The organism is Paenibacillus sp. LRG-1, from assembly GCF_057220305.1.
On sequence record NZ_CM170126.1, the window covers coordinates 1,714,932 to 1,740,232 of the forward strand.

Annotated in this window: 23 protein-coding genes; 21 read left to right on the forward strand and 2 right to left on the reverse strand. The window is 46.8% G+C overall.

What is annotated here, in order from left to right; translation table 11 throughout:
* From ACUUJN_RS07620 to zapA, 5 genes are all read left to right on the forward strand, one after another.
* Positions 1-1,002: a polysaccharide lyase family 1 protein gene (locus tag ACUUJN_RS07620; RefSeq protein ID WP_372238121.1), complete on the forward strand. Its 1,002-nt coding sequence runs from the start codon at positions 1-3 to the stop codon at positions 1,000-1,002.
* A 368-nt stretch (positions 1,003-1,370) separates the two neighbouring features.
* Positions 1,371-3,221: a ribosomal protection-like ABC-F family protein gene (abc-f, locus tag ACUUJN_RS07625; RefSeq protein WP_053325022.1), complete on the forward strand. Its 1,851-nt coding sequence runs from the start codon at positions 1,371-1,373 to the stop codon at positions 3,219-3,221.
* A 450-nt stretch (positions 3,222-3,671) separates the two neighbouring features.
* On the forward strand, positions 3,672-4,703 hold the full coding sequence (pheS, locus tag ACUUJN_RS07630) for a phenylalanine--tRNA ligase subunit alpha (RefSeq protein WP_269321413.1): 1,032 nt from the start codon (positions 3,672-3,674) through the stop codon (positions 4,701-4,703).
* 28 nt (positions 4,704-4,731) lie between these two features.
* Entirely contained in the window at positions 4,732-7,179 is a 2,448-nt protein-coding gene (gene pheT, locus ACUUJN_RS07635) for a phenylalanine--tRNA ligase subunit beta (protein ID WP_484669473.1), read from the forward strand.
* 209 nt (positions 7,180-7,388) lie between these two features.
* A complete protein-coding gene (gene zapA / locus ACUUJN_RS07640; protein ID WP_053325024.1) occupies positions 7,389-9,413 on the forward strand; it encodes a cell division protein ZapA in 2,025 nt (674 codons plus the stop codon).
* A 151-nt stretch (positions 9,414-9,564) separates the two neighbouring features.
* Here zapA and ACUUJN_RS07645 read toward each other — a convergent pair whose 3' ends face one another.
* Positions 9,565-9,924, reverse strand: coding sequence for a phage holin family protein (locus ACUUJN_RS07645; RefSeq protein WP_023987773.1), 360 nt, complete (start codon positions 9,922-9,924; stop codon positions 9,565-9,567).
* Positions 9,925-10,076: 152 nt separating this feature from the next.
* Between ACUUJN_RS07645 and ACUUJN_RS07650 the strand changes: the two genes are divergently transcribed.
* From ACUUJN_RS07650 to ACUUJN_RS07665, 4 genes are all read left to right on the forward strand, one after another.
* Positions 10,077-12,446: an endonuclease MutS2 gene (locus ACUUJN_RS07650; RefSeq protein ID WP_023987774.1), complete on the forward strand. Its 2,370-nt coding sequence runs from the start codon at positions 10,077-10,079 to the stop codon at positions 12,444-12,446.
* A 58-nt stretch (positions 12,447-12,504) separates the two neighbouring features.
* Positions 12,505-12,918 carry a DUF350 domain-containing protein gene (locus ACUUJN_RS07655; RefSeq protein WP_013309402.1) on the forward strand — a complete coding sequence of 138 codons (414 nt, stop codon included), beginning with the start codon at positions 12,505-12,507 and terminating at the stop codon, positions 12,916-12,918.
* 54 nt (positions 12,919-12,972) lie between these two features.
* Positions 12,973-13,680, forward strand: a complete 708-nt coding sequence (locus tag ACUUJN_RS07660; protein ID WP_068940106.1) for a hypothetical protein — start codon at positions 12,973-12,975, stop codon at positions 13,678-13,680.
* 116 nt (positions 13,681-13,796) lie between these two features.
* On the forward strand, positions 13,797-15,050 hold the full coding sequence (locus tag ACUUJN_RS07665) for an MFS transporter (protein ID WP_023987777.1): 1,254 nt from the start codon (positions 13,797-13,799) through the stop codon (positions 15,048-15,050).
* 71 nt (positions 15,051-15,121) lie between these two features.
* Here ACUUJN_RS07665 and ACUUJN_RS07670 read toward each other — a convergent pair whose 3' ends face one another.
* On the reverse strand, positions 15,122-16,360 hold the full coding sequence (locus ACUUJN_RS07670) for an NAD(P)/FAD-dependent oxidoreductase (protein ID WP_076158022.1): 1,239 nt from the start codon (positions 16,358-16,360) through the stop codon (positions 15,122-15,124).
* 113 nt (positions 16,361-16,473) lie between these two features.
* Between ACUUJN_RS07670 and ACUUJN_RS07675 the strand changes: the two genes are divergently transcribed.
* From ACUUJN_RS07675 to ACUUJN_RS07730, 12 genes are all read left to right on the forward strand, one after another.
* Positions 16,474-16,710, forward strand: a complete 237-nt coding sequence (locus ACUUJN_RS07675; RefSeq protein WP_013309406.1) for a hypothetical protein — start codon at positions 16,474-16,476, stop codon at positions 16,708-16,710.
* Positions 16,711-16,744: 34 nt separating this feature from the next.
* Entirely contained in the window at positions 16,745-17,131 is a 387-nt protein-coding gene (locus ACUUJN_RS07680; protein ID WP_013309407.1) for a spore coat protein, read from the forward strand.
* Between the two features lie 143 nt (positions 17,132-17,274).
* Positions 17,275-17,775, forward strand: a complete 501-nt coding sequence (locus ACUUJN_RS07685; RefSeq protein ID WP_023987779.1) for an Lrp/AsnC family transcriptional regulator — start codon at positions 17,275-17,277, stop codon at positions 17,773-17,775.
* Between the two features lie 12 nt (positions 17,776-17,787).
* Positions 17,788-18,999, forward strand: a complete 1,212-nt coding sequence (locus tag ACUUJN_RS07690; protein ID WP_023987780.1) for an aminotransferase class I/II-fold pyridoxal phosphate-dependent enzyme — start codon at positions 17,788-17,790, stop codon at positions 18,997-18,999.
* A 114-nt stretch (positions 19,000-19,113) separates the two neighbouring features.
* Entirely contained in the window at positions 19,114-19,320 is a 207-nt protein-coding gene (locus tag ACUUJN_RS07695; RefSeq protein WP_023987781.1) for an aspartyl-phosphate phosphatase Spo0E family protein, read from the forward strand.
* Between the two features lie 101 nt (positions 19,321-19,421).
* Positions 19,422-19,991, forward strand: coding sequence for a type 2 periplasmic-binding domain-containing protein (locus ACUUJN_RS07700; RefSeq protein WP_069080470.1), 570 nt, complete (start codon positions 19,422-19,424; stop codon positions 19,989-19,991).
* 18 nt (positions 19,992-20,009) lie between these two features.
* Positions 20,010-20,573 (forward strand): cob(I)yrinic acid a,c-diamide adenosyltransferase, encoded by a 564-nt coding sequence (locus ACUUJN_RS07705; protein ID WP_028542959.1) that lies wholly within the window; start codon positions 20,010-20,012, stop codon positions 20,571-20,573.
* Between the two features lie 21 nt (positions 20,574-20,594).
* The gene (locus tag ACUUJN_RS07710) at positions 20,595-21,554 is read left to right on the forward strand and encodes an RluA family pseudouridine synthase (RefSeq protein ID WP_069080469.1); all 960 of its coding nucleotides are present in this window, start codon (positions 20,595-20,597) and stop codon (positions 21,552-21,554) included.
* Positions 21,555-21,597: 43 nt separating this feature from the next.
* On the forward strand, positions 21,598-21,963 hold the full coding sequence (locus tag ACUUJN_RS07715; protein ID WP_069080468.1) for an arsenate reductase family protein: 366 nt from the start codon (positions 21,598-21,600) through the stop codon (positions 21,961-21,963).
* Between the two features lie 72 nt (positions 21,964-22,035).
* Positions 22,036-22,932 carry a 5'-3' exonuclease gene (locus tag ACUUJN_RS07720; RefSeq protein WP_013309415.1) on the forward strand — a complete coding sequence of 299 codons (897 nt, stop codon included), beginning with the start codon at positions 22,036-22,038 and terminating at the stop codon, positions 22,930-22,932.
* Positions 22,933-23,155: 223 nt separating this feature from the next.
* Positions 23,156-24,034, forward strand: coding sequence for an ROK family protein (locus ACUUJN_RS07725; protein WP_023987786.1), 879 nt, complete (start codon positions 23,156-23,158; stop codon positions 24,032-24,034).
* A 166-nt stretch (positions 24,035-24,200) separates the two neighbouring features.
* Positions 24,201-25,208, forward strand: a complete 1,008-nt coding sequence (locus ACUUJN_RS07730) for an HRDC domain-containing protein (protein WP_028542957.1) — start codon at positions 24,201-24,203, stop codon at positions 25,206-25,208.
* Positions 25,209-25,301 lie beyond the last annotated feature (93 nt).

Genomic DNA, 25,301 nt, shown 5'->3' on the forward strand with positions numbered 1-25,301 from the left:
ATGCTGTTTACTTTTCCAGCTAGTTCTACGTTCGCCGCTGCTGATTTTCCAAATACGTCGACGAATGGAATGACTGGTTTTGCCGGACAGGCTAAAAGTGAAAATGGAGCTACGAAGTCTGCCACAACGGGGGGAAAAGGTGGTCAGGTCATCTATATCAATAATCTAAACGATTTGAAAAACCAGTTAGGGGATTCAACCCCTAAAATTCTGGTAATCGAAAAAAATATTTCTGCCTCCTCTAAAACCGTGGTCAACATTGGTTCCAACAAATCACTCATTGGTTCTTACGCGCAAAACAAGCTGGTTAACATTCATTTGAAAACAACAAATAATTCGGGAAATGTGATCTTTCAAAATTTAACTTTTGAGCACAGTGCCAACATTAACGGTAACGATGACATCCAACTTTATCTCACGGCAGGTACAAATTATTGGATTGATCATGTTACATTTGCAGGTCACAATTATAATGCGAATGGCTCGGATTTGGACAAACTTTTGTACATAGGTCAATCGGCTGATTATGTAACCATTAGTAACTCCAAATTTGCCAATCACAAATATGGTCTCATTTTGGGATACCCTGATGATGGCAATAAAAATTATGATGGCATGCCCCATATCACGATCGCCAATAATTACTTTGAAAACTTGCTTGTACGTGGCCCAGGACTTATGAGATATGGATATTTCCATGTTAAAAATAATTATATTAATAATTTCCAGCTTGCTTACACCATTGCTACGAATGCAAGAATCTATTCTGAGTACAACTACTTTGGAAAAGGTAGTGAAAAGGGCGGTATTCTTGATGATAAAGCCAATGGCGAGTTTAAAGATGTGGGGAGTTTACCCGCCATCAACAACCAAAAATCGCGTGTAACCAACTGGAACCCAAGCAAAAACTATAGCTATCAGGTACAGACTCCTGAATATACTAAAGAGTTTGTAACGAAATATGCAGGTTCGTCCAATACAACTTTGGTATTCGGAAAATAACGCGGGTTATTTGCAAATGTGTTGTGATCTGCTATACTGACTGCAAGTAAGTATCCCATGAAAAGGAAGGTAACCATACGTCCGATGAAGTAAGCACACTGATTTTCCCACTTAACTGCACAGTTACTGGCAGGCGGCTGTAAGCTGCAACGGGAGAAGTGTGTCTGAAAATGAATGTAGGGACGTATGCGTTTATTCCGGAACGGGATTTGGCTTATTCGTTTGCGGTGTTATTTTTCATAAGCGTATGTTCTGAAACGATTCATAACAGTCATTCTATATTCCTTGTATGCAAGCCGCAGCCTTCTGCGGCTTTTTTTTATTGCTTCCGGGATCAAAAAACCGGACTGGGAAAGGATGATCGTGGTATGAGAACAATTTTGCGTATTCGCAATGTAGTAAAGGATTGGAACGGGACATCTTTATTTGAGAATGTGTCGCTGGATGTGATGGAAGGAGAACGGCTCGCACTGTTTGGAAGAAATGGAGCAGGTAAAACGACGCTATTGCGAATATTGCTGGGAGATGAAGCACCAACCTCTGGTCAAGTAGAGCATGATTTGCCACTGGAAGAGCGGGGCTGGCTGAAGCAGCAGGATACGGTGGCTTGGTCTCGAACCGCACTGGAGGCCGCACAGCAGGCCAGCCCTCGGCATTGGCGTCTCAAGCAAGCGTTGGGACAGCTGGAAGCTGACCTAGCCGATGCTGGGAAGGATATGGAGCATCATCTGGAGCGTTACGGCGAGCTAATGGATGAATACGAACGCCTGCAAGGCTTTGCCTGGGAGTCTGAGGTGGAAAAGGCGCTCACTCGAATGGGAATGCCTGTCCAGACGTGGTCCATTGCTTATGGTGACCTGAGTGGCGGCCAGAAGACGAGAGTGCGATTGGCCGGACTCATGGTCAGGCAGCCGAAGCTGCTGGTGTTGGATGAGCCGACCAACCATTTGGATGCCGAAAGCTTGCTTTGGCTGGAGCAGTGGCTGTCTACGTATCCGGGAACGCTGCTGTTTGTATCGCATGACAGAGCCTTTTTGGATCGGGTGGCTACGAGTATAGTTGAGCTCACATCGACAGGTATTGGGCGCTATAAAGGCGGCTATAAGGAATATAAAGCGCAAAAGGAGCGGGAACTGCGAGAGCAGGAAGCCAGCTATCGAAAGCAGGAGCTGGCGAAACAGGCGTTGGAGGAAACGATTCGAAATTACAGGGAATGGTTTCATCAGGCGCATCGTGGCGCATCCAAGGTTGAGATGGCCGTTACGCAGAGCTTTTATAAGGCCAAGGCTAAAAAAAATATTTCCCGTTATCATGCGAAGGAGAAGGAACTGGAGCGACTGGAAGCCAATAGAGTAGAGCAACCGCGTGAGGCTGCGTCTTTGCACATGAAATTAAGTGACAGCGGGTTTCAGGCAAAATATTTGCTGCGTGCTGAGCAGGTTGACTTTAGCTACGACGACCGTATCATTGTGAAAAATCTAAATCTGATCGTTGCACGTGGAGACCGTCTGTCTGTTCGGGGGCCCAATGGAATTGGTAAAACCACGCTGCTTCGGTTATTAACAGGTCAACTGGAGCCGCAGACGGGAAAAATCACAGCCAACCCACAGTTGAACATCGGATATTTTTCACAGGAGTTGGAGCAGCTTCCGGAGGATCAAACGTTGCTGGACAGTCTGCTTGCGCTCCCGACGATGACCCAAACAGAAGCGAGAACGGTATTAGGCTGCTTTCTTTTTGCGAAAGAGGACGTGTTTAAAAGGATCGGGACACTTAGTATGGGAGAAAAATGCAGGGTAGCTTTTCTGCGTCTGTACTTTAGTGGAGCCAATCTGCTGGTGCTGGATGAACCGACGAATTATTTTGACATTGAAACCCGTGAAATTGTAGAGGATTCTTTGCGTAACTATGATGGAGCACTGGTGCTCGTCTCACATGATCGGGAGCTGGTGAGGTACACGGCAACTCGGTTACTCGATATGAAGCCGGGGGGCGGATATGAAATCTATGAGGGGACAGCCGACGAAAAGCAAGAAGATGAGCGGAGCCGTCAACGGGAGCCAGAAGACCAGGAGCGGCGTGAGGAACGTCTTCGATTACAATTGCGTCTTACAGAGTTGATGGGAATGACGGGCACGAATGACGAAAATGAGAAGTTGTTGAGCGAAATCAGGCGCATTCGTGCAAATCTGGAGCGGTTGGATGATCTCGATATCTAAAGAAATGAAACGTATGCCCTGCTTGCCAAAGCGCGGTAGTTTGCATATAATAATGAACAATAGTTCGAATTTTTGAAAATGTCTTGATGGAGAAGAGTAGACAGTGTCCGATTGAACAGGGAGGAAGCGCCGTAGGATTGAGAGCGTTTCTGCAAATACTGGGCTGTTGAAGTTCGCTCCGGAGCAGTTCCTTGAACCTCAGGCGCCATGTGAATGGCGAATGTGCAAGTAGGGGATACCGGTTCACGACCGTTACAACGTGCAGAGCGAGACGATGATGCATAGCATGAACAATCACCTGTAACTAGTTGCCGTAAGGCAGAACGCCGGGTGAGCTGAGCTTATTGTCTAACGAGGGTGGTACCACGGTCTTTTCGTCCCTTACCGGGAGAAAAGACCTTTTTTTGTTGTCTGAAAAGCTGGATATGAAGAAAGGGGACTGAACAGGCGATGAGCGAAACCATCCAAATGAAGGAACATTTGCTGGCCTTGAAGGAAGAAGCACTGGAAGTATTGGAGAAGGTGGCAACACCCAAGGAGCTGGCTGATTTACGGGTCAAATATTCGGGGAAAAAGGGCGCACTGACTGAAATCTTGCGCGGTATGGGCAAGCTGAGCGCGGAAGAGCGTCCGGTTGTTGGACAGGTAGCCAATGAGGTGCGCGAGGCGATTGAAGAAGTCGTTAACCGTAAGCAGGACGAGTTCACGAAAGCAGAAACGAATGAGCGTCTGCAAGCGGAAAAGATCGACGTTACGCTGCCTGGACGCGCGTTGCCGCAAGGTGGACTGCACCCGCTCAACAAAGTGATTGAGCAAATCGAGGATATTTTTACAGGTATGGGCTATCGAGTGGCTGAAGGCCCACAGGCAGAGACGGATTATTATAACTTCGAAGCATTGAACCTGCCTAAAAATCACCCAGCACGGGATATGCAGGATTCATTTTACCTGACCGAGGATCTGTTGATGCGTACCCATACGTCACCGGTTCAGATTCGTGCGATGGAAGCGATGAAGGGCGAAACGCCTATTAAGGTTATCTGTCCGGGTACAGTTTTCCGACGTGATGATGACGATGCAACGCATTCTTTTCAATTCCACCAAATTGAAGGGCTTGTCATTGGAAAAGACATTCGTATGAGTGATTTGAAAGGAACCTTACTTCAATTTGCACGCGAAATGTTCGGAGAATCGACCGAAATCCGTTTGCGACCAAGCTTCTTTCCGTTCACAGAGCCGAGTGCTGAAGTAGACGTGACTTTTGTGAAGAAAAATGGCGAACGTGTATGGATCGAAATTTTGGGCTGTGGCATGGTCCATCCGAAAGTGCTGGAGATGGGCGGTTTTGATCCCGAGGTGTACAGCGGCTTTGCATTCGGTATGGGTGTAGAGCGGATTGCTATATTGAAATACGGTATCGACGATATTCGTCATTTTTATAACAGTGACCTGTCGTTCCTGAAACAGTTTGCGCGTCAATAAACAACTATATCAAGGGAAGTGAACCCATATGAAAGTATCATTCGAGTGGCTGTCCGAGTATGTATCGCTGGACCAGGTAAGCGCGGAGGATCTAGCAGAGAAAATCACCCGTTCGGGTATAGAAATTGATGAGGTCGAGCAGCGCAATCAAGGGATTACTGGCGTCGTTGTCGGCTATGTTAAAAGCAAGGAAAAGCATCCAGATGCTGATAAGCTGAATGTATGTATTGTCGATGCAGGTCAAGAGGAAGATCTGCAAATCGTGTGTGGTGCCAAAAACGTGGATGCAGGTCAAAAGGTTCCTGTTGCAGTTGTAGGGGCAAAGTTGCCGGGAGATTTCCACATTAAAAAAGCCAAGCTACGCGGTGTTGTATCTATGGGCATGATCTGCTCGGCCAAAGAACTGGGCATGAATGACAAGCTGCTTCCAAAGGAATTGCAAGAAGGAATTTTGGTGCTGCCTGAGGATGCTGAAATTGGTATGCCAATTACGAAGCTGCTGGCGCTGGATGATCAGGTACTGGATTTTGATCTGACACCCAACCGTTCGGATTGCCTGAGCATGCACGGAGCAGCATATGAAGTGAGTGCGATTCTGGGACGTGACATTTCGCTGGCTGATCCGGCTAAGGATCTGGTGGAAATTAGCGATGCAGCAGCAGATCATCTGTCCGTGAAGGTAGATACTCCTGAACTGTGTACGCACTATGCGGCCCGTTATATCACAGGTGTAAAAGTGGGGGCTTCTCCGTTATGGATTCAAAACCGTCTGATGGCGGCAGGTGTTCGTCCGATCAACAACATCGTAGATATTACGAACTACGTCATGCTGGAATACGGTCAGCCGTTGCATGCTTTTGATGCGGATAAGCTAGAAAATGGAAATATTGAAGTTCGACTCGCTCGTGCCGGCGAAACATTGATTACACTTGACGATCAGGAGCGTAAGCTGGAGCCGCATATGCTGCTGATTACAGACGGTGTGAAACCAATTGCATTGGCAGGCGTGATGGGTGGAGCCAACTCCGAGGTTACGGATGCGACGGTCAGCATTGCGCTGGAATCTGCGAAGTTTGACGGCGGTACAGTTCGCAAAACATCCCGTCAACTTGGACTGCGTTCGGAAGCAAGTCTGCGTTTTGAAAAAGAGGTTGATCCAGGATCTGTTGTGCCTGCTGTGAATCGTGCAGCTGCGCTGATTCAGCGTTATGCGGGAGGCACTGTACACCAGGGCATCGTAGAATCTGCGTCTGCAAAAGCTGAAAACCGCATTATCAAGCTGTCGCTAGATAAAATAAACCGATATTTGGGAACCGAACTGTCTTTGCTTGAGGTGAAAACGATTTTCGGTAGACTTCATTTCGGATGTGGCGACGCAGAGCAAGGGGTACTGGAAGTTGAAGTACCTACACGCCGTGGAGATATTACCATTGACGTGGACTTAATCGAAGAGGTAGCTCGTCTGTATGGTTACGACAATATCCCGACCACGCCGATTGAAGGTCCGACAACTCCGGGAGCTTTGACAGCATCGCAATCATTGCGCCGCTCCCTGCGCAGATTGCTGGCTCATGGTGGTTGGCAGGAGACGATCAGCTACTCTTTTGTACATCCGCAGAGTACGAGGTTATTTAATGCCCTGACAGAAGGTAGCCATCCGGTACGTTTGGCTATGCCTATGAGCGAAGACCGTAGTGTTTTGCGTACGAGTATCATCCCACAGATGCTGGATACAGCGGTGTACAACATGAATCGCAAGCAAGACAATCTGGCGATTTTTGAGATGGGAACAGTATTTTATACAGAGGAACAAACATTAACCCGTCAGCCGCAGGAAATTCAAGTGCTTAGTCTACTGCTGACTGGGGTACGCCGTGAAAAACAATGGAATATTGGTGCTGAAAAGGTTGATTTCTTTGATATTAAAGGCGCGCTTGAAACGGTGTTTGACTATTTCGGGTTGAGTGCCAGCATTCGTTATGTGGCTGACCAACCGCAAAGCTACCATCCGGGCCGTTCCGCTTCGGTATGGCTGGATGTGAATGGGAACTCTCAACGGATCGGTACCATTGGGCAGATTCATCCGGAGCTTCAACAATCTTATGGGCTGAATGATACGTATGTAGCGGAAATTGCGTTGCAACAGGTCGTTGAACACGCAAACTCTCATATTCAGTTCAGAGAGCTGGCTCGCTTCCCATCCGTGGAACGTGACATTGCCCTCGTGGTAAATAAAGACGTTGAGGCAGGTGAACTGCTTCGTGTTATTCACGCTGCAGGCGGAGAGCTATTGCAGGATGCGCGAGTGTTTGATGTATTTACAGGCAGTAAGCTTGGTGAAGATAAGAAGAGCGTAGCTATCTCTCTGACCTATCGTCATTGGGAGCATACGTTGACGGATGAAGAGATCAATGCGGCGCATACTCCTGTCGTTACGTCTCTGGAACAAACTTTTGGAGCGGAATTGAGAAAGTAGCAGGAAATGCGGGAAGCTGTATCGAATCTTAGTGACAGAGGTTCGATACGGCTTTTTGGCCTATCATCATAGGAGCTCTCTTACTCTGATATTTACCCGCTGCGGGGAAGCCGGACTAATAAGGTTGAACGCTTCACGGAAGGCGGGTTACCATAGTACCGGACACACCTTAGAATCAACATACAGTAGTATTGAAGGAGGGCATAATTGTGACTACACCAGATCGTACTCGCGTCACTGTAGAGATCTACGGTACTTCTTATAAACTCGTCGGCAGCAATACCGATTATATGAAGCAGGTTGCCAATTACGTGGATGAGCGTATGCACAGCATTTCTCAAGCTCATTCGCGTCTGGATATGCCCCGAATTGCCGTGCTGGCTGCGGTTCATATGGCAGAAGAAGCTGTACAAATCCAGGAAATTCAGAGTCATATGAACCGCTTAGCAGCGGAACGAGCAGAGCTCCGGGGAGATCTGGCGCAACTCCAGACGGCTCTAGGGGAACAGCAGCAAAAAAATACAGATATGCATCAATCTCTTATTCAACTAAAGGAAGAAAAGGAAGCAACGCAGAAGAAGCTGATGGAAACCGAATCTGTATCAGCCAAGGAGATTGCCCAATTGAAGGCAAAGCTGGAACAGCAGGAGAAAAAAGCAGCTGAACTTGAAAATGGACAAAAACAAGCTAAACGTGAATTGGAGGAGTCTCGTCAAGAAGCTTCTCGCAAGCTGAAAGAGCAGCAGGAGGCGGCCAATGCTCGTATCCGGCAGATAGAAGAGCAGATGAAGAAGGAAGTGGCTGAAGCAGCTAAACAGGCTGAAGCCAAGCTGTCAGCTGCAGAGAAGACTCATCAGGAGCAAAAGCGTACAGAACTGGACAAGCTGCGATCTGCTTTGCAGCAAGAGCATAGTAAGAAGGTAAGCGAATGGCAGACCAAGTGCTCCGGGCTGAATGAGCAGCTGGAGCAGGAACGTAAACAGGCTGAATTGGCGTTGAATGAAGAAAAGCTCCAGCATCAGGAAGCGCAGAAACGAGCTGATGAAGCTGCACTGGAGCAGGAGATTCGGGTCGAGGAGCTTCAGGAACAATTAGAACAAGTACAGGCAGGCAGTACAGAGCTTTCTTCTCGTCTGGGAGAGGCTCAAGAGCAAGCAAGAGTACTGAAGCAACAACAGTCCGAGCTGGAGTCTGTACTGGAAACACAACGACAGGTTGCGATAGAGCGAGAGCAGGCAGATACGCTTGCACGTGAAGAACTGCAAGGCCGATATGATCAATTAGAAGCTGAAGCCAAGGCTACGCAGCAGCAGACGGCTAAGCTGGAGGAAGAACAGCGGCGGATGCAGAAGCTGCTGGAGCAAGCTCACGTATCTTCTCGCAAGCTGCAAAGTGAGCTGGCTACGCTAGCTGAAAGCGAGAAGTCATGGAAGAAACTTGCAGAAGAACGCCAGTTGGCAGTTGATGAGCTGGAGCTCTCCCTGCTGGAAGCACGTGAACAGAAGGAAGCGATACAGGAGCAATTACAGCACACAGCGGCTGAGCTCGAAGCTATTAATGATAAATTTGCTTCACAACAGCAACGGCTAGTTCAACTCGAAGCGAGAATCAAGGAGCTTTCACCTGAGCTGATTCGTGTTCAGGATGAGCTTGAGAAAGCCAAAGTCCGAGAGCAAGAGGGAGCGAAGGCGTATCAATCGCTTCAGGAGCAATATGGAAGCATGAAGAGCCGAGCTGGAAAGCTGGAGCAAAATATCAAGCAGCTTCAACAAGAAGATCACGAACGGCGGAGTAAGCTGGAACGTGCTGAGGAAGAATCTCTGGAGTGGCAACTTAAATACGATCAGTTGAAGGCAGAAGCGGAACGTCTGGAAGCTGAAGATGCTGCCCGTAAGGAAGAATTTGCATCTTGGGAACGTGAAATAGCGGTAACAGTTGAACAAAAGGAACAGCTTCAGGAGGAGACTCGTTTGGCGGTTGAAGCTGCCAAAACGGCGAAAGCTGAACAGCAGTCCATAGAGCAGGAACGAATGGCCTTGCAGTCTGAATTGGACGAAGTGGGTCAAAAATATGAAATGGCGGCGCATCAGCTTCGTCTGTTACAAGTACAACAGGACGTAGATCGGGAAAATACGGAGAAGATTTCTACAGAATTACGTCAATTACAGGAAGAGTACACTAAGCTTCAAACGGAGTACAATGAATGGATTGAACTTATCGAACAGGATCAGTAGATACGGATTATAAATGTATGGCAATCCCCGGCTGCTCATCGCCGGGGATTGTTTGCTTATTGTATCCACTCAGAAGTGTTTATGACAAAAAGCTGTCCTTTGGCAGACGAAATCTGCTTCGGGACAGCTTTGCCGGGAGGGTCTACTGAAATTATTTCCCGTCTTTGCGACCGGCTTCAAACGGTGTCGATACCGGAATGAACAGGTCGATAATCCCGATAACCAATGCAGCGAGCAATGCGCCCAGAACGGAAACACTGACATTGGTCACCACATACTGAGCGATCCAGATAACCAGAGCGCTCACTAGAAAACCTACGATACCGCGTCCAAATGGAGAAACGCGTCGGCCGAACACTGCCTCGATGATGTAACCAACCAAGGCAATGACAATGGCAAGAATCAGCGCGCTCCAAAAGCCGCCTACACTAAATCCGGGAACGATCCAGCTTACGACCATCAGCACCAGAGCGGCAACGATGAAACGTACAATGTGCCCGAGAATGCTCACGGAATAACCTCCTTTGTTTTTTGAATTTACAGGGTTAGACAAAGGTTAGTGTGTGGCATGAAGAGCTTTCTTATGTGTAAAACAGAGTTGGCAAATAGCGTAAGTTTGCTGCTTTCGGTATAATATAGATATAAGTGAAAGGAGTAGTGAAGTTGGACTCTAAAATTTTCAAAACCCTTGAATATCAAAAAATTCTAAATAAACTAAGTCACTATGCCCAAACGGCAACGGGACAACAGACAGCCCTTCGACTACAGCCCAGCGATGATTTGGAGCATATCAAGAAAATGCTGAAAGGCACGGATGAGGCTTATGCTGCTGATCGCCTCAAAGGAGTGCCTTCATTTAACGGAGTAGTAGATATCACTCCGGCGGTGAAGCGTGCCCGTATTGGTGGAACGTTAAGCCCGCAGGAGTTGCTCGGCATTCGGACAACAGTTCAGGCCGCACGCCGTATACAGGTATACGTGACAAGTTTGCATGAGGAAAATCCTGTCGAAACATTGCTGTATTGGAGTGAGCAGCTTTCGGAGCAGAGAGGTTTGGAAAACTCCATTAAAGGCTGTATTGACGAGAATGCAGAGGTGCTGGATTCTGCCAGCACAGAGCTTTCTCAAATCCGTCGGGAGCTGCGCTCGGGAGAAGTGCGTATTCGTGAAAAGCTGGATTCCATGATTCGTTCCTCAACTGTCTCCAAAATGCTTCAAGATCAGTTGATTACGATTCGCGGAGATCGGTTTGTGATCCCGGTTAAGGCCGAATACCGTTCTTATTTTGGCGGAATTGTTCATGATCAATCCGGGTCTGGTGCAACATTGTTTATCGAGCCTGAATCCATCGTAGCCATGAACAATAAGCTGAGGGAAACAAGGCTGAGAGAAGAGCGTGAAATTGAAGTCATTTTACAAAAGCTGACCGCACTCGTCGCAGAACAAGCAGATATGTTGCTGTATGATGTGGACATTTTGGGCAATCTTGATTTTATTTTTGCAAAAGCGCGTCTCGCCCGTGAAATGAAGGCAACCTTACCTTTAATGAATGACCGCGGATATTTAAAGCTGAAAAAGGGCAGACATCCTCTAATTCCGTTGGAGCAGGTTGTTCCCATTGATGTGGAGTTAGGCAATTCATACACCTCTATTATCGTTACCGGACCGAACACAGGGGGGAAAACCGTTACCCTGAAAACCATTGGCCTACTTAGCTTGATGGCGATGTCTGGACTGTTTGTACCTGTTGAGGATGAAAGCCAGCTGTGTGTATTTGATGCAATCTATGCCGATATTGGTGACGAGCAGAGCATTGAGCAAAACTTGAGTACATTTTCCAGTCACATGACCAATATCATTAGCATCCTGAAAAATATGACGCCAAAAAGTCTTGTATTGCTTGACGAAGTGGGGGCAGGAACGGACCCCGCAGAAGGTTCGGCTCTGGCTGTATCTATTTTGGAGCATATACATGCCATGGGTTGCCGCATGGTTGCGACGACTCACTATAGTGAATTGAAGGCGTATGCCTATGAGCGCAAAGGAATTATTAATGCAAGCATGGAGTTTGATGTCGCTACATTAAGCCCGACTTACCGCCTTCTGGTCGGTGTACCCGGACGAAGTAATGCATTTGCCATTGCCGAGCGATTGGGATTGCCAGGGCGTATTTTAGACTATGCCCGTGGTGAGGTAACGGAAGAAGACCAGCGCGTTGAGCACATGATCGCGTCACTGGAGCAGAACCGTTTGACAGCTGAGCAAGAACGGGAAAAAGCGGAGCAGCTACGTAAGGAAATGGAAGCATTGCGTAGCCGTCATCAGATGGAGCTGGATAAGCTGGAGTCCCAACGGGACCGTATGCTGGAAAAAGCTGAGGACGAAGCAAGGGTTCTCGTGGATAAGGCTCGTAGTGAAGCAGAGAAAATCATTACTGATTTGCGTAAATTGGCTCAGGAAGAAGGGGCCTCGGTTAAGGAGCATAAGCTGATTGCAGCTCGCAGAGAACTGGATGAGGCTGAACCGAAACAACGCAAAAAAAGTACCGTCAAACGCCCGGCTGCTACGCGTACTCGTTCTATCATGGCTGGCGATGAAGTATCCGTCCACAGTCTGAATAAAAAAGGCCACGTGGTTGAACTGTCCGGTACCAAGGAAGCTGTGATTCAACTGGGAATCATGAAGATGAAGGTCAGTCTGGATGATCTGGAACTACTGCAACCTGCACAAACAACGACTCCAAGAGTTCAAAAACCAGTGACTGGCGTTAAGCGGACACGGGATGATAACGTACGAAGTGAACTTGATCTTCGGGGGGCGAACGTGGAGGAAGCCTTGATGGAAGTGGACCGCTTCATGGATGAAGCGTTTCTGGCCAATCTGGGTCAGGTACACATTATTCATGGTAAAGGTACGGGTGTCCTGAGAACCGGTATTCAGGAGTACCTCCGCAAGCATAAGCATGTGAAAAGCTACCGTATCGGTAATTACAATGAAGGCGGCACAGGCGTAACAGTTGCTGAATTGGAATAGCTAGGGGTTGCCGGCTTTGCCCGGGAACGCTTGGTAGAACGGGAGGGACGAAGTTAAGATGGCGATTGATGAATTGCTGTCACATCCGTTGGGGATGATGCTGGGTTATTTCTCGGTGGCGGTGCTGGAGCTAATTGTATTTTTGTCGTGTTTTGAGCTGGTAACCCGCTATAAATGCTGGGAAGAGATCAAGCGCGGTAATGTTTCGGTAGCCATGGCTACGGGAGGGAAAATGTTCGGTATTTGCAACGTACTCCGCTTTGCAATGGAAGCCAAATCCAGTGTGTATGATACGATGATTTGGTCGTTCGTTGGCTTTTTACTGCTTCTTGCGGCGTACTTTCTTTTTGAGTTTCTGACACCAGTATTTTCTATCGATCAACAGATTAAAGAGGATAATCGTGCTGTCGGCTTGTTCTCCATGATTATTTCCATATCTTTATCTTATGTGATCGGTGCCAGTGTAACTTGACACATCTTGTATACTAGAGCTTGGTATACGCTTGGAACGGAAGGATGATAAAGCTTGGAAATGACTATTTGTCCATGGTGTAACATGGAAATTATTTGGGATGAAGAATTAGGACCTGAGGAAGAGTGTCCTTATTGCCATAATGATCTAAAAGGGTACTCTGACATCACCGATGATGAAGATGAGTCTGTTTCTCCACCTGTTCATAGACATGCCGGTGAGCATGGACATGAAGAGACGAAACATGATCATGTGGCTTCTGTAACCCCGGCGCCCCACTCTCATGGAAAAGAAGACCTGAAGGGTTATCGGACACTGAGTATTCAGCTCGGTGATGATGAGGAGCAGGATATTTTATATGAGGCAGAGGATGAAATCGTAGTTGAAAAACCGGTTGATGCACCGTTGTTGCAGGATAATGAGCTTCATAAGTTGCCTGTGCTGCATACTTTGCAAAAATTTGAAGAAAGCGGTGCGGATCTGATGGCTTATGAACAAGGCGCTGAACAAATACTCGACAGACAAGATGAGGTTCTTGAATGTTCTCAATGTGGGGAGTACATGCTGCATGCAGGTTCGCAAACCGTAACCAGAGAAGGTTTTGAACCGTCGATGTCTCCAGCGCTGGGCAAGCCCGTTCTGGATTTGCCGTTCGTCTTGAATGTTTATGTATGCCCTAGCTGCTTCCATGTCCAGCAGACACTGTCAGAGAATGACCGACTGCGGATGCTGGAGAAGCTCAGCGGTATTTCCAACAATTAAATAGCAATCCCCCGGATAGGCCCAAGCTCAATACGGGCATCTTAAATCGAAGAAATCTTTGAACAAGCTGGCTTGAAATAAGCTGATTGGTGATTTTTCGGTTAGGGGGAACTGCATTGAAATCAAACCTGAACGGACAATCCATTCTGCTATTAAGCTTGAATGGATTGTTTGTGTTTGCAGCAGCATTGTCAGGCACATTTCTTAACGTGTATTTGTGGAAAAGCAGGCAGGATTACGCGATGATCGGCTGGTTTAATGTTAGTCAACAAATTGCACTGGGAATTATGGTCTGGGTGGCTGGAAAGTGGGTCAAGGAACATAACAAAATGAATGCCCTACGCGTGGGGACCGCATTATCAGGCCTATTTTATCTGATCGTGTTATATACGGGACCGCAGGCTGTGAACTACATATGGCCGCTCGGGATGCTGCTGGGTGCAGCATTAGGTTTATTCTGGCTGGCGTTTAATGTGATTTTTTTCGAAGTCACGGATCAGGCAAGCCGTGATCATTTTAACGGATGGGTGGGTCTGCTGGGCTCGTTTTCTGGTATAGTGGGTCCTTGGCTGTCCGGTTGGATTATTGCCCGTATGGAGGATGACGCAGGTTATCGCGTGATATTCAGTATTTCCTTGGCCTTTTATGTCGTAGGAGTGGTGCTTAGTTTCTTTCTTCGCAAACGTAAGCCGACAGGAAATTACAATTGGAAAGAGCCCAAGCAACGATTGTCACAAAAAGGGAGTATGTGGCGTCCGTTGTCGTTATCGCTTATTGCCCAGGGCATCCGTGAAGGGGTGTTTGCCTTCCTGATTACGCTGCTCGTATATGTAGCTACCCAACAGGAATGGAAGCTGGCACAGTTTTCACTTATCACCTCGGCGGTATCATTCTTCAGCTTTTGGGCTGTCGGAAAATGGCTCAAGCCACACTATCGTTCGGCGGGTATGCTGTTGGGTGCCGTGTTGTTGGTGATCGCGCTATTACCGTTATTGTGGCGTATGGAGTATAGCACACTACTGATTATGGGGATCGGCACCGCTTTATTTATGCCTTTATATTTAATTCCCATGATTTCTGCGAGCTTTGATTTAATGGGGACGAGTAAAGGAGATGCCAATCAGAGAGTGGAACTGGTTGTACTGCGCGAACTATGCTTAATGGTAGGCCGATTGACCGGAACACTCATTTTCTTGGGTGTCCTAAGTATCAGCAAGGCTCCTACGGCGATGATCTGGTTGTTGATTGGCCTTGCATTGATGCCAGTGCTCGGATGGTTTTTTATGCGAAGTGTGCTGAAAATGGAACAAAAGACGAAGCAGAGCAAATCTCATTCCCATGCACAACGCTGGCACAAGCAAACCGAATAGTTTGAAAATACATTAAAAAAGACCTCCAGACCCAATTAGTAGGGGAAAGAGGTTCTTTTTGTATTCATATGTTAAACCATCGGTTCCGTTGTTTCAGGCGAGGGCTTGGTAGTACGGTTTAGAGAATAAAGCTCCATTTCAGGTCGGTGTGTGCCCGTCAGTTCATCAGCCAATAGCTGTGCGGCCATCATACTCGTAACCGTCCCATTTCCCCCGTAACCCTCCAAAAAATAGCAGTTTGGAAAACGTGGATGTGGACCAATATACGGCAAGCCGTCGTGAGAGGAGCCGAATACAGCCGCCCAAGCATAGTCGATCTGAAATGGAACACCGGGAAAATGCTCCTGTAGTGTTTGCAATAGCTTTTGCTGTTGGTGTAGCAGCCTGATTTCACGTTGATTGGCGTCCAGTACAGGTTCATCCAAACCACCAATAATGATGCGTCCTTCCGGTGTTGAGCGTATGTACAGATAAGGACGAGCAGTTTCCCAGATCAGACACTGCTCATGCCACAAGGGAACATCTCCGATTGGATTGGTGGCGATAGCATAAGAGCTTTCCAGAACGGCTCCGCGATCTGTTTTAATCTCCTGTGTTTCATAACCCGTTGCAAAAATGATTTTTTTCGCTCGGATAATTCCACCGCTGGTATAACAAACAACTTCATTTTCATTAAATTCAAAATGCTTGGCTTCCGTATGCTCATATAAGCGTACACCGAGACGGCTGGCGGATTGCAACAGTCCTTGGGCAAACAAAAATGGATTAACCTCGGCATCTTCGTGCGTGTACAAGGCTGCTGATTTTCGAAAAGGAAATCGGGCTGCAATCTGTTGCTCATCCCAGTATTCGACGGGAAATCCAAACCGGGTTAGCTGTTTGTACTCTTCCTGAAGGATCTGCACATCCTCCGATGTACTTGCATAGTACAGGCTACTGCGGCGTATAAAGGACGGATCAATTTCCAGCGTGGTAGACAGTTTTTCCAACTGATCCAGAGCATCTTTGCACATACGGTAAAACAGTACACCGTTCGTTTCACCAAACGTATTGATGAAGGAGGTTAAGGTCTTATCATTGCTATATTGCAGCAGTCCGGTATTGGCCGAAGAACTTCCATGTACCAGCTTGCGTTTATCAATAACCACGGTGTCTACCTGTCGTTCTCCCAATAGCCGGGAGCAGATGGACCCACCCATCCCGCCTCCGATGATCAGTACATCACAATTTAAATCCTCTGCCAAAGGCGGAAAATCCGATGTTTGCTCCAAGGTACTCGGCCAATACGTATTCCCGCTAATCAATTCCATATAAACAGCACTCCTTATAGGCAATATGTAGTATCTCTTATGTGTACATAGTATTTCGCCAAACGGACAAGATAACCAGCGTGCAACAAAACATTTAAGGAGGCACAGAGACTATGCAATCTACCAACATGCAACCCTTGACAGGCAAAGAGCTGGAGTACATCGTGGACTCCATTTCCAATGAAGAACTGCTGCTCAAGCAATGTACGGCGACAGCAGCATCCATTCAGCATCCAGCCATTCAGCAAGCTTGTCTGCAATTCGCGAGAACTCATGAGAACCACCTGAACCTGCTTTCCAATGCACTTCAACAGCACCAGCAGCTTGCTCCTATGCAACCGCAGCAGTAATTATGGATTAACCAATAAAGGAGGTAATATCACGATGTTTTCACAGAACAATACGTCATTTATGCCCGAAGAAGATTTGCTCTATACCATTCTTGCCGATATGAAACGCACGGTGGGAGAGTATACAACAGCGACAACGGAATCCAATTGTCCGTCTGTGCGTCAGATGTTCACCGACCTTACGAACGATACGCTGCGCCTACAAGGCGATTTGTATCGTCTGATGAGTCAGAACAATATGTACTCCACTTCGTCAAAAGCACTGCGCATTGATTTGGACAAACAGATTCAAGAAGCTCGCAAGACCCAACACGAATGCCAACAGTTCATTCAGCAAAAGTCGTCATCAGCGGGGGGATATGGTCAACCTATGCATCAGCAAGGGCAGCCTACTCACCAAAATAACCCTTACTATATGTAAACGGGATATTCCGTTTTTGAAGCAATTTCCCATAACAGCCGTCCGTCTGCCGGGTTTACCGGGGCGGACGGTTTTTCTTTGCAGGTTTAAAGTGCGTATTGTATGATGTATAGTAATCTCTTTCGATGGAGGCCTTATGTAGAATGACAGAGCTAAATGGTTTGAAATTAAAAGTGCTGGAATTGTTAAAAGAAGATGCAAGAAGAACACCGACTTTGTTGGCTACTTTACTGGGGGTTGATGAGCAGGATGTACGCACCTCAATTAAAGAGCTCGAAGACCAACATGTAATCGTTAAGTACGCCGCCGTAGTCAATTGGGATAAAGTCGACGACGAAAAGGTTACTGCTTTGATTGAAGTACAGATTACACCCGAGCGTGGAAGAGGATTTGAAGGTATTGCAGAACGGATTTATTTGTATCCGCAAGTTAAATCGGTTTATCTCATGTCTGGAGCATACGACTTGCTGGTAGAAGTTGAAGGCCGCAATCTCCGTGAGGTCGCTAATTTTGTGTCGGAGAAACTGTCTCCTATTGACTCGGTCTTGTCCACCAAGACTAATTTTACGCTTAAAAAATACAAGCAGGACGGAATTATCTTTGAGGATCATCAGGAAGATAATCGTCTGGTGATTTCGCCGTAAAGGAAGATCATGATGAATCTCAAAACAGAAGCATTTACCGACAGTAACAAAGCCATGAGTTCCTATTTGTCCCCGTTGGTGCGCGAAATTCCATCTTCGGGCATTCGTAAGTTTTTTGACTTGGTGGGTGGCAACAAGGATATTATTACCCTTGGTGTAGGCGAACCGGATTTTACAACCCCTTGGCATATGCGGGAAGCCTGTGTCTATTCATTAGAGCGAGGTTTTACCAGCTATACGTCTAATGCGGGAACGCCAGAACTGCGTGAAGCGATTAGTGATTATCTGAATGAGCAATTTGAAGTTAATTATGATCCTAAAAATGAGATTATCGTGACCGTTGGGGGAAGCGAGGCGATTGATCTTGCTTTGCGTGCGTTAATTGTACCTGGCGACGAAATTCTCGTGCCCGAGCCGTGCTACATTTCATATTCTCCAATCACTTCAATTGGAGGCGGGATTCCGGTAGGTATTGAAACATTTGCTAAGGATGAATTTAAGCTGACGGCTGAGGCGTTGGAGGCAAAAATTACACCTAAATCCAAGGTGCTGATTTTATGCTATCCGAGTAATCCAACTGGGGCTACGATGACTTATGAAGATTGGCTTCCGATTGCCGAAGTCGTGGAAAAGCATGATTTGATCGTCATTTCTGATGAAATTTATGCTGAATTGAATTATGGAGAGAAGCATGTTAGTTTTGCCGCTATGCCTGGTATGATGGATCGTACGATCCTCGTCAGTGGTTTCTCCAAAGCCTTCGCCATGACAGGCTGGCGTATTGGATATACATGCGGACATCCAGATCTGATTGCGGCTATGCTCAAAATCCATCAGTACACCGTAATGTGTGCGCCTTCTATGGGGCAAGTTGCGGCACTGGAAGGCTTGCGGAATGGTTTGGGTGAGAAAGATCGTATGGTAGAAGCCTATAATCAGCGTCGCCGTCTGATGGTTGAAGGGTTCCGGGAAATCGGCCTGGAGTGCCATGAGCCAAGAGGGGCTTTTTATGTTTTCCCTAGTATTCAAAGCACGGGACTTAGCTCAGATGAATTTGCACAGCGTCTATTGGCAGAGGCTAAAGTTGCGGCTGTACCGGGTAATGTGTTCGGTTTGGGAGGCGAAGGCTATCTTCGTTGCTCATACGCGACTTCTGTTGCTCAGCTGACGGAGGCACTGGATCGGATTGGTCATTTTGTAGAAAAAGTAAGAAAAGAAGGTTAAAATTATTTTTTTATGGGTAATTCATAAAAAATAGTCTTTTATTTCTAAATTTCTATGCTATAATTTGAATTCGAAAGCAGGAAGTTCAATTTTTCAATTGTAGGAGGAATGCTCATGTCATATGTTGGATATAATTCGTCTAGTTCAATAGGATACGACATTTCCCTAGAAGATGAAATTTTGTTCCTGCGCAATGAGATGATGCGGACGTTTCAGGAAGAGCAGTCCTTCACCTCTGATCTTGTCATCGAGATTAGTTGCAAGCTCGATTTGAAAATCAATGAATACATGAAAATGTATGGTACGGAATGCAAGGTTTAACCGTGTGAAGTCAGCCAAAGGTAAGAAGGAGGCCGTAGGGCCTTCTTTTTTTGCGTTCACAACTTATGATATATTAATGGCATGGAAGAGGGGGCGTACATATGAGAGCAGGGCTAAAAAGGCTATCGCCATGGATTATCGGAATGTTGACACTTGTATTATTGGCTGGATGTGGGGGACGGGACAAGGACAGCTTCTCCATTTTTATTATGGATAAAGGGGATGCTTCAGTCATCCGTGAAGAGCTGGCACAAAAGCTTAAGGATAAGCTGGGCGAACAGGCTCCGACTATTGAGATTTCAGTCAGTCCGCTGTATAACCAGCAGAAGCTGGTTGTAGAATATGCGGCCGGGGAGCATGATCTGTTTCTTTTGCCGGAAGAGGACATGAAGCTGTATGGACAGAATGGTTCGAATCTGCCGTTAGATGATACTTTTGACAAGAAGACGTACGCTCGGGGCGTGTTCGAGGGCGGCGTATTTAAGAAGAAGGGGCAGGAGGAAGAAGAAACAGATGTAAGCAAGGAAACTCATTTGTTCGGAATTCCGGTGGAGCAGATGAAGATGTTTAAGGAGCTAAAATATAACTCAAAAACATTATTTGCTACCGTTCCGCCTCGTACAAGCAATAAGGAAGAAGCCATCAAGGTGCTGAAAGCACTTACGGAATGATAAGGGGGATGGAGTAATATGGGTATATATACCAGAACAGGTGATGAAGGACAAACTTCTGTGATTGGAGGTCGAGTGTCCAAAGATGATGACCGTGTGGAGGCATACGGTACAATTGACGAGCTGAACAGCTTTGTAGGACAAGCGATCAGCTTTGCCGAAGGGGAAAAGTTTGCGGATATTCGGACTCAATTGGAGGAAATACAGCAGGAGCTGTTTGATTGTGGTTCGGATTTGGCGTTTGTTAAAATCAGTGAAAGCAAATATAAGGTGAAAGACGAGCTGGCAGAGCGCCTGGAAGGCTGGATTGATGCATGTCAGGAGGAAAATCCGAAGGTGGAGCGTTTTATTATACCGGGTGGTAGCACATTATCCTCAACGCTTCATGTTTGCCGTACGGTTTGCCGACGCGCGGAACGCCGTGCTGTTACACTAGGTAAACATACGGACATCAATCCGGCGGTACGTCGGTATTTGAACCGTCTTTCCGATTATTTCTTTGCCGTTGCTCGCACAGCGAATGTCCGTCAGGGTGTGCCCGATGTCGAATATGTGCGCAGCAAAAAAGTGTTCCGCAAATAAGGAGGCAACCGGGAATTTGTGATGAGCTTGTACTATGAACCTATCGTATATACGATCCCTCCTGAGGAGGAGGGCATGCTGTTGAAGACTATTTTACAAAAACGTATGAACATTTCTCGAAAGTTAATATCCAAACTCAAGCTGACCGAGCAAGGTATTATGCTGAACGGGACACGTGTGTACATCAGCGTAAAGGTGAAGTCCGGGGATCGAGTAGAAATTCGCATGGAGCGCGAGCGTTCTGAAGATATTTTACCTGAACCCATTCCTTTTGAGATATTGTTTGAGGATGAACATTTGTTAGTGGTGAACAAGGCGGCGGGTATGATTGTCCATCCAACTCACGGTCATTACACTGGAACACTGGCTAATGGGGTTGTGCATTATTGGCAGACCAAGGGAGAACTGTTCCGGTTTCGTCCTGTTCATCGTCTTGATCAAGAGACGACGGGTGTGCTGGTAGTAGCCAAAAATCCGTATGTACACCAGCATATTTCTGAGCAGATGATTGCGGGAACGGTGGATAAGCGCTATACGGCTCTGGTGCATGGGCGCCCTGAGCTGCAGGAAGGTAAGGTTGACGGACCGATTGACCGCAACCCGGATAATCCGCATTTACGTATGGTGACCCCGGATGGTTATCCTGCCCTTACGCTGTATAAGCTGGAGGAAGTGTGGAACGGGGGAAGTCGCATCGGACTAAAGTTGGAATCTGGGCGTACGCACCAAATTCGAGTGCATATGACTTATATCGGTTGTCCGTTGATCGGAGATAAAATGTACCGGATTACACCCGATGATGCTGCGCAACGTGAACGATATGATCAGCTTGATGCCAGGATGCCTCGACAAGCCTTGCATGCCTCAGAGCTGTCCTTGGAGCATCCTGTAACCGGGGAGCGGCTGACGTTCTATGCTCCTCTACCTGAAGATATGGCTGAAATGCAGGAGCTATTAAGAGCGCAATATTTTTCAGAATAAAATATAAATAAGCTAGCGAAACCAAATGGAGGTTAATCTAGCGATGAGCCAACTGAAAGTATATCAGTATTCTAAATGCAGTACCTGTCGTAATGCAGTGAAATGGCTGCAAAACAAGGGACATGAGACGGAACTTATTCCTATTTTTGAACAGCCGCCCGGCCTGGAGGAATTGGAAGATTTAATTCGAAAAAGCGGGCTGGAGCTGAAAAAGTTTTTTAATACAAGCGGTGAGGTGTACAAAGAGCTAAAGCTGAAAGATAAGCTTGGAGACATGAGTCGTGAAGAGCAAATTTCGCTTTTATCCTCGAATGGTAGATTAATCAAACGCCCGATTGTAACCGACGGGAACAAAGTAACGATAGGATTCAAAGAGGAAACATTTGAGGGCACATGGGAAGCTCAATAACGCCCAATTTACACTCACGATATGTTATACTGTGGGGGTTAAATATTATGATGAATGGGAGCAATACAATCTGTGACACAACGCAATGAACAATCCGTAATGCTGGTTGACGGCATGGCCCTGCTATTTCGCGCTTATTATGCAACCGCCGCAAACGGTTATATCCGTCGTACAAAAGCTGGGGTGCCAACGAACGCCATCTATGGTTTTATTCGATATTTTTGGGATGCAGTCCAAACGTTTAATCCTACACATGTCATTTGCTGCTGGGATATGGGCGGAACGACATTCCGTGGGGAACATTTTGCTGCGTATAAAGGAAACCGAGCCGACGCACCAGATGATTTGATTCCCCAATTTACATTGATTCGTGAAGTGACGGACAGCCTCGGCATTCCCAACATTGGAGCGGAAGGCTTTGAAGCCGATGATTGTATCGGTACGCTTGCACGTCATTATTCGCAAAATGAGGACATGGATGTAATGATTCTCTCAGGAGATCATGATTTACTTCAATTAGTGGATGAGCGGACACGGGTCATTATTATGAAAAAAGGGCACGGCAATTATATGGTATACACCCCGGAGACCCTGCTGACTGAAAAAGGGCTTAAGCCACGTCAAGTGGTGGACCTTAAAGGCCTGATGGGGGATGCAAGCGATAATTATCCCGGAGTACGAGGTATTGGCGAGAAAACGGCACTCAAGCTGGTTCAGGAATACGACTCTATTGAGGGCATTCTGGAGAATCTGGATCAATTAACACCCTCAGTCCGTAAAAAAATTGAGAGTGATTTGGATATGCTGCATCTTTCACGCAAACTTGCTGAAATTCACTGTGGTGTACCTGTAGCATGTGCTTTGGATAGCTGTCTGCTGACGCTGGATCACGTGCAAATTGTAGACAAATTTGAGCAACTTGAAATGAAAAGCTTGTGTACATTGATGGGTGTCGCAACCGGATCTTAATAAAGCTGTTAGGCTTGATACGGACAATTTAAGTAAAGTAAGTAATATAGGGATGCTGACGCTTGGTGCGTTAGTGTCCTTATTTATATACCCATATGTCGACGGAGTTATATAGTCATGTGAAGGATTATATACAATTGCGATAAGGGGATTGACCTCAGGTACATTTCAGGTGAATATAGTGGAGAGAGAACCGGATTATCGAAAGGGGACAACAGCAACTATGACAGTATTGGGAGCAATTGAGGCAGGCGGTACCAAATTTGTATGTGGAATTGGCAACGAACGTGGAGAGGTACTGGAACGGGCGAGCTTTCCAACAACCACCCCAGCAGAAACAATGGAGAATGTCATCGCATTTTTTGAAGGCAAGGGCATTGAAGCATTGGGCGTAGGCTCGTTCGGGCCGATTGATCCTATCGAAGGTAGTGATACATATGGCTATATTACAACAACGCCAAAGCCACATTGGGGAAATTACAATCTGATTGGCAAACTGAAAGAGCATTTTGATGTGCCTATGGGGTTTGACACGGATGTGAATGGAGCAGCACTTGGTGAGTCTATTTGGGGTGCCGCCAAAGGATTGGACAACTGTCTGTATATTACGATAGGTACAGGCATCGGGGCGGGTGCTTTGGTTGGTGGAAAGCTGATACATGGATTATCCCACCCGGAAATGGGGCATATTCTGGTACGTCGTCACCCAGAAGATACTTACGAGGGGACATGTCCTTATCACGGAGATTGTTTGGAGGGACTGGCAGCAGGTCCTGCGCTCGAAAAAAGATGGAAGGTTAAAGGACATGAGCTTTCTGTCGATCACTCGGCCTGGGAAATGGAAGCGTACTATCTGGCACAGGCTTTAATGAGCTATGTATTAATCCTGTCACCGCAAAAAATTATTATGGGCGGGGGAGTGATGAAGCAGGACCAACTGTTCCCGCTCATTCGTACCAAGCTTCAAGAACTTTTGAACGGATACGTACAGCATTCGAGTCTGGCAACAGATATTGAGCAATATATCGTATCTCCGGGATTGGGTGACAATGCTGGATTGTGCGGTGCTCTGGCATTGGCAAAGGAAAAGCTGAATCATTAGAATTTATGGTTGACGGCACTCCAAGGTACGGTTATTATATAGGCAACAGTATAGTACGGCTCAAAAAGGGAAGCACCTTTCTTGCGAATACGCAGGATGGGTGCTTTTTTTTGCGTTTTTGTGTTGTGCGGGACTGTCTTTCAACGATATGAGGGAGGAAGAAATCATGGATATTGTATTTTTAAATCGCTTGTCCAAACGAAATGAACAGGGCTATGAGGACTTTGCTCAGGTATGGATTGGGCAGCATGAAGGGGGATGGAGTGCAGGCTGGAGCACACAGCATGTCCCGGATGAAAGTATAGACGACCTTTGGTATGAGGGCAGCTTGTGGCAGGAATTACTACATGTATACCGTCATGAGCTGGCGCTCAAAATGGCTGAGGGCTATAGGCCCTTAATCCATGGCGTATTTCATGAGCAAGAAGGATCATCAGGACGAGGACAAACGCTGCAAAAGCTGTATTGCTACAGTGATTTGTTTCCACGTGATGAAGTGTATGAGCAGTTGACGATGTGGAGACGGCAAAAGGCAGCAACGGAACGAAAAGCACCTTATTTTATCGCTACGAATCGGCTGCTTCGACTCATTAGCGTCTATCTTCCCCATACCGAAGAAGAACTGTTGGAACTGCCTGGTATGGGGCAGGGTAAAGTGTCGCAATATGGGACGGAGCTATTGGCTATTACGACACAAAATGACCGGACCACACCATTTCCGTTAAACTGGGTAACAGAGACGCTGGAAGAAGAAGTTTTTTTGTCATGGCTATACAAGCAAAAAGAGAACCAGTACAGGCAGGAGCTGAACAAATTCAGCCTAACTAGAACGATTATCGAAGGCATTTCGGACGGTCTTTCACTGGAGCATATCGGAATGAAGACAGGTTTGCATCGTAGAGAGATGATTGAAGCTGTGGAGCATTTGGACAGGGATGGCATTGATATGGAGAAGCTGATCCGCAAGGAGTTGGTGAATGTATCTGAGGAGGAGCAGGCAGCCATCTGGTCTGCTTATGAAGAGTTGGGGGATACGCTGCTCAAGCCCGTCATGCTGAAAGTGTATGGGGAAGAAAAGGCAACCGAAACAGGACTGGATCAAATTTACGAGCGTCTGCGTCTGATCCGTATACGGTTTCGTCATCAGCAGGTACCCGACCGACATGTTGGATAATATAGAACTGATTGAATAAAGCTAAAGTATTAAAGTACATTCAGGGTTCAACATACTAAAAAGCAGCAGCGAGTTCCACACAGGACACGGCTG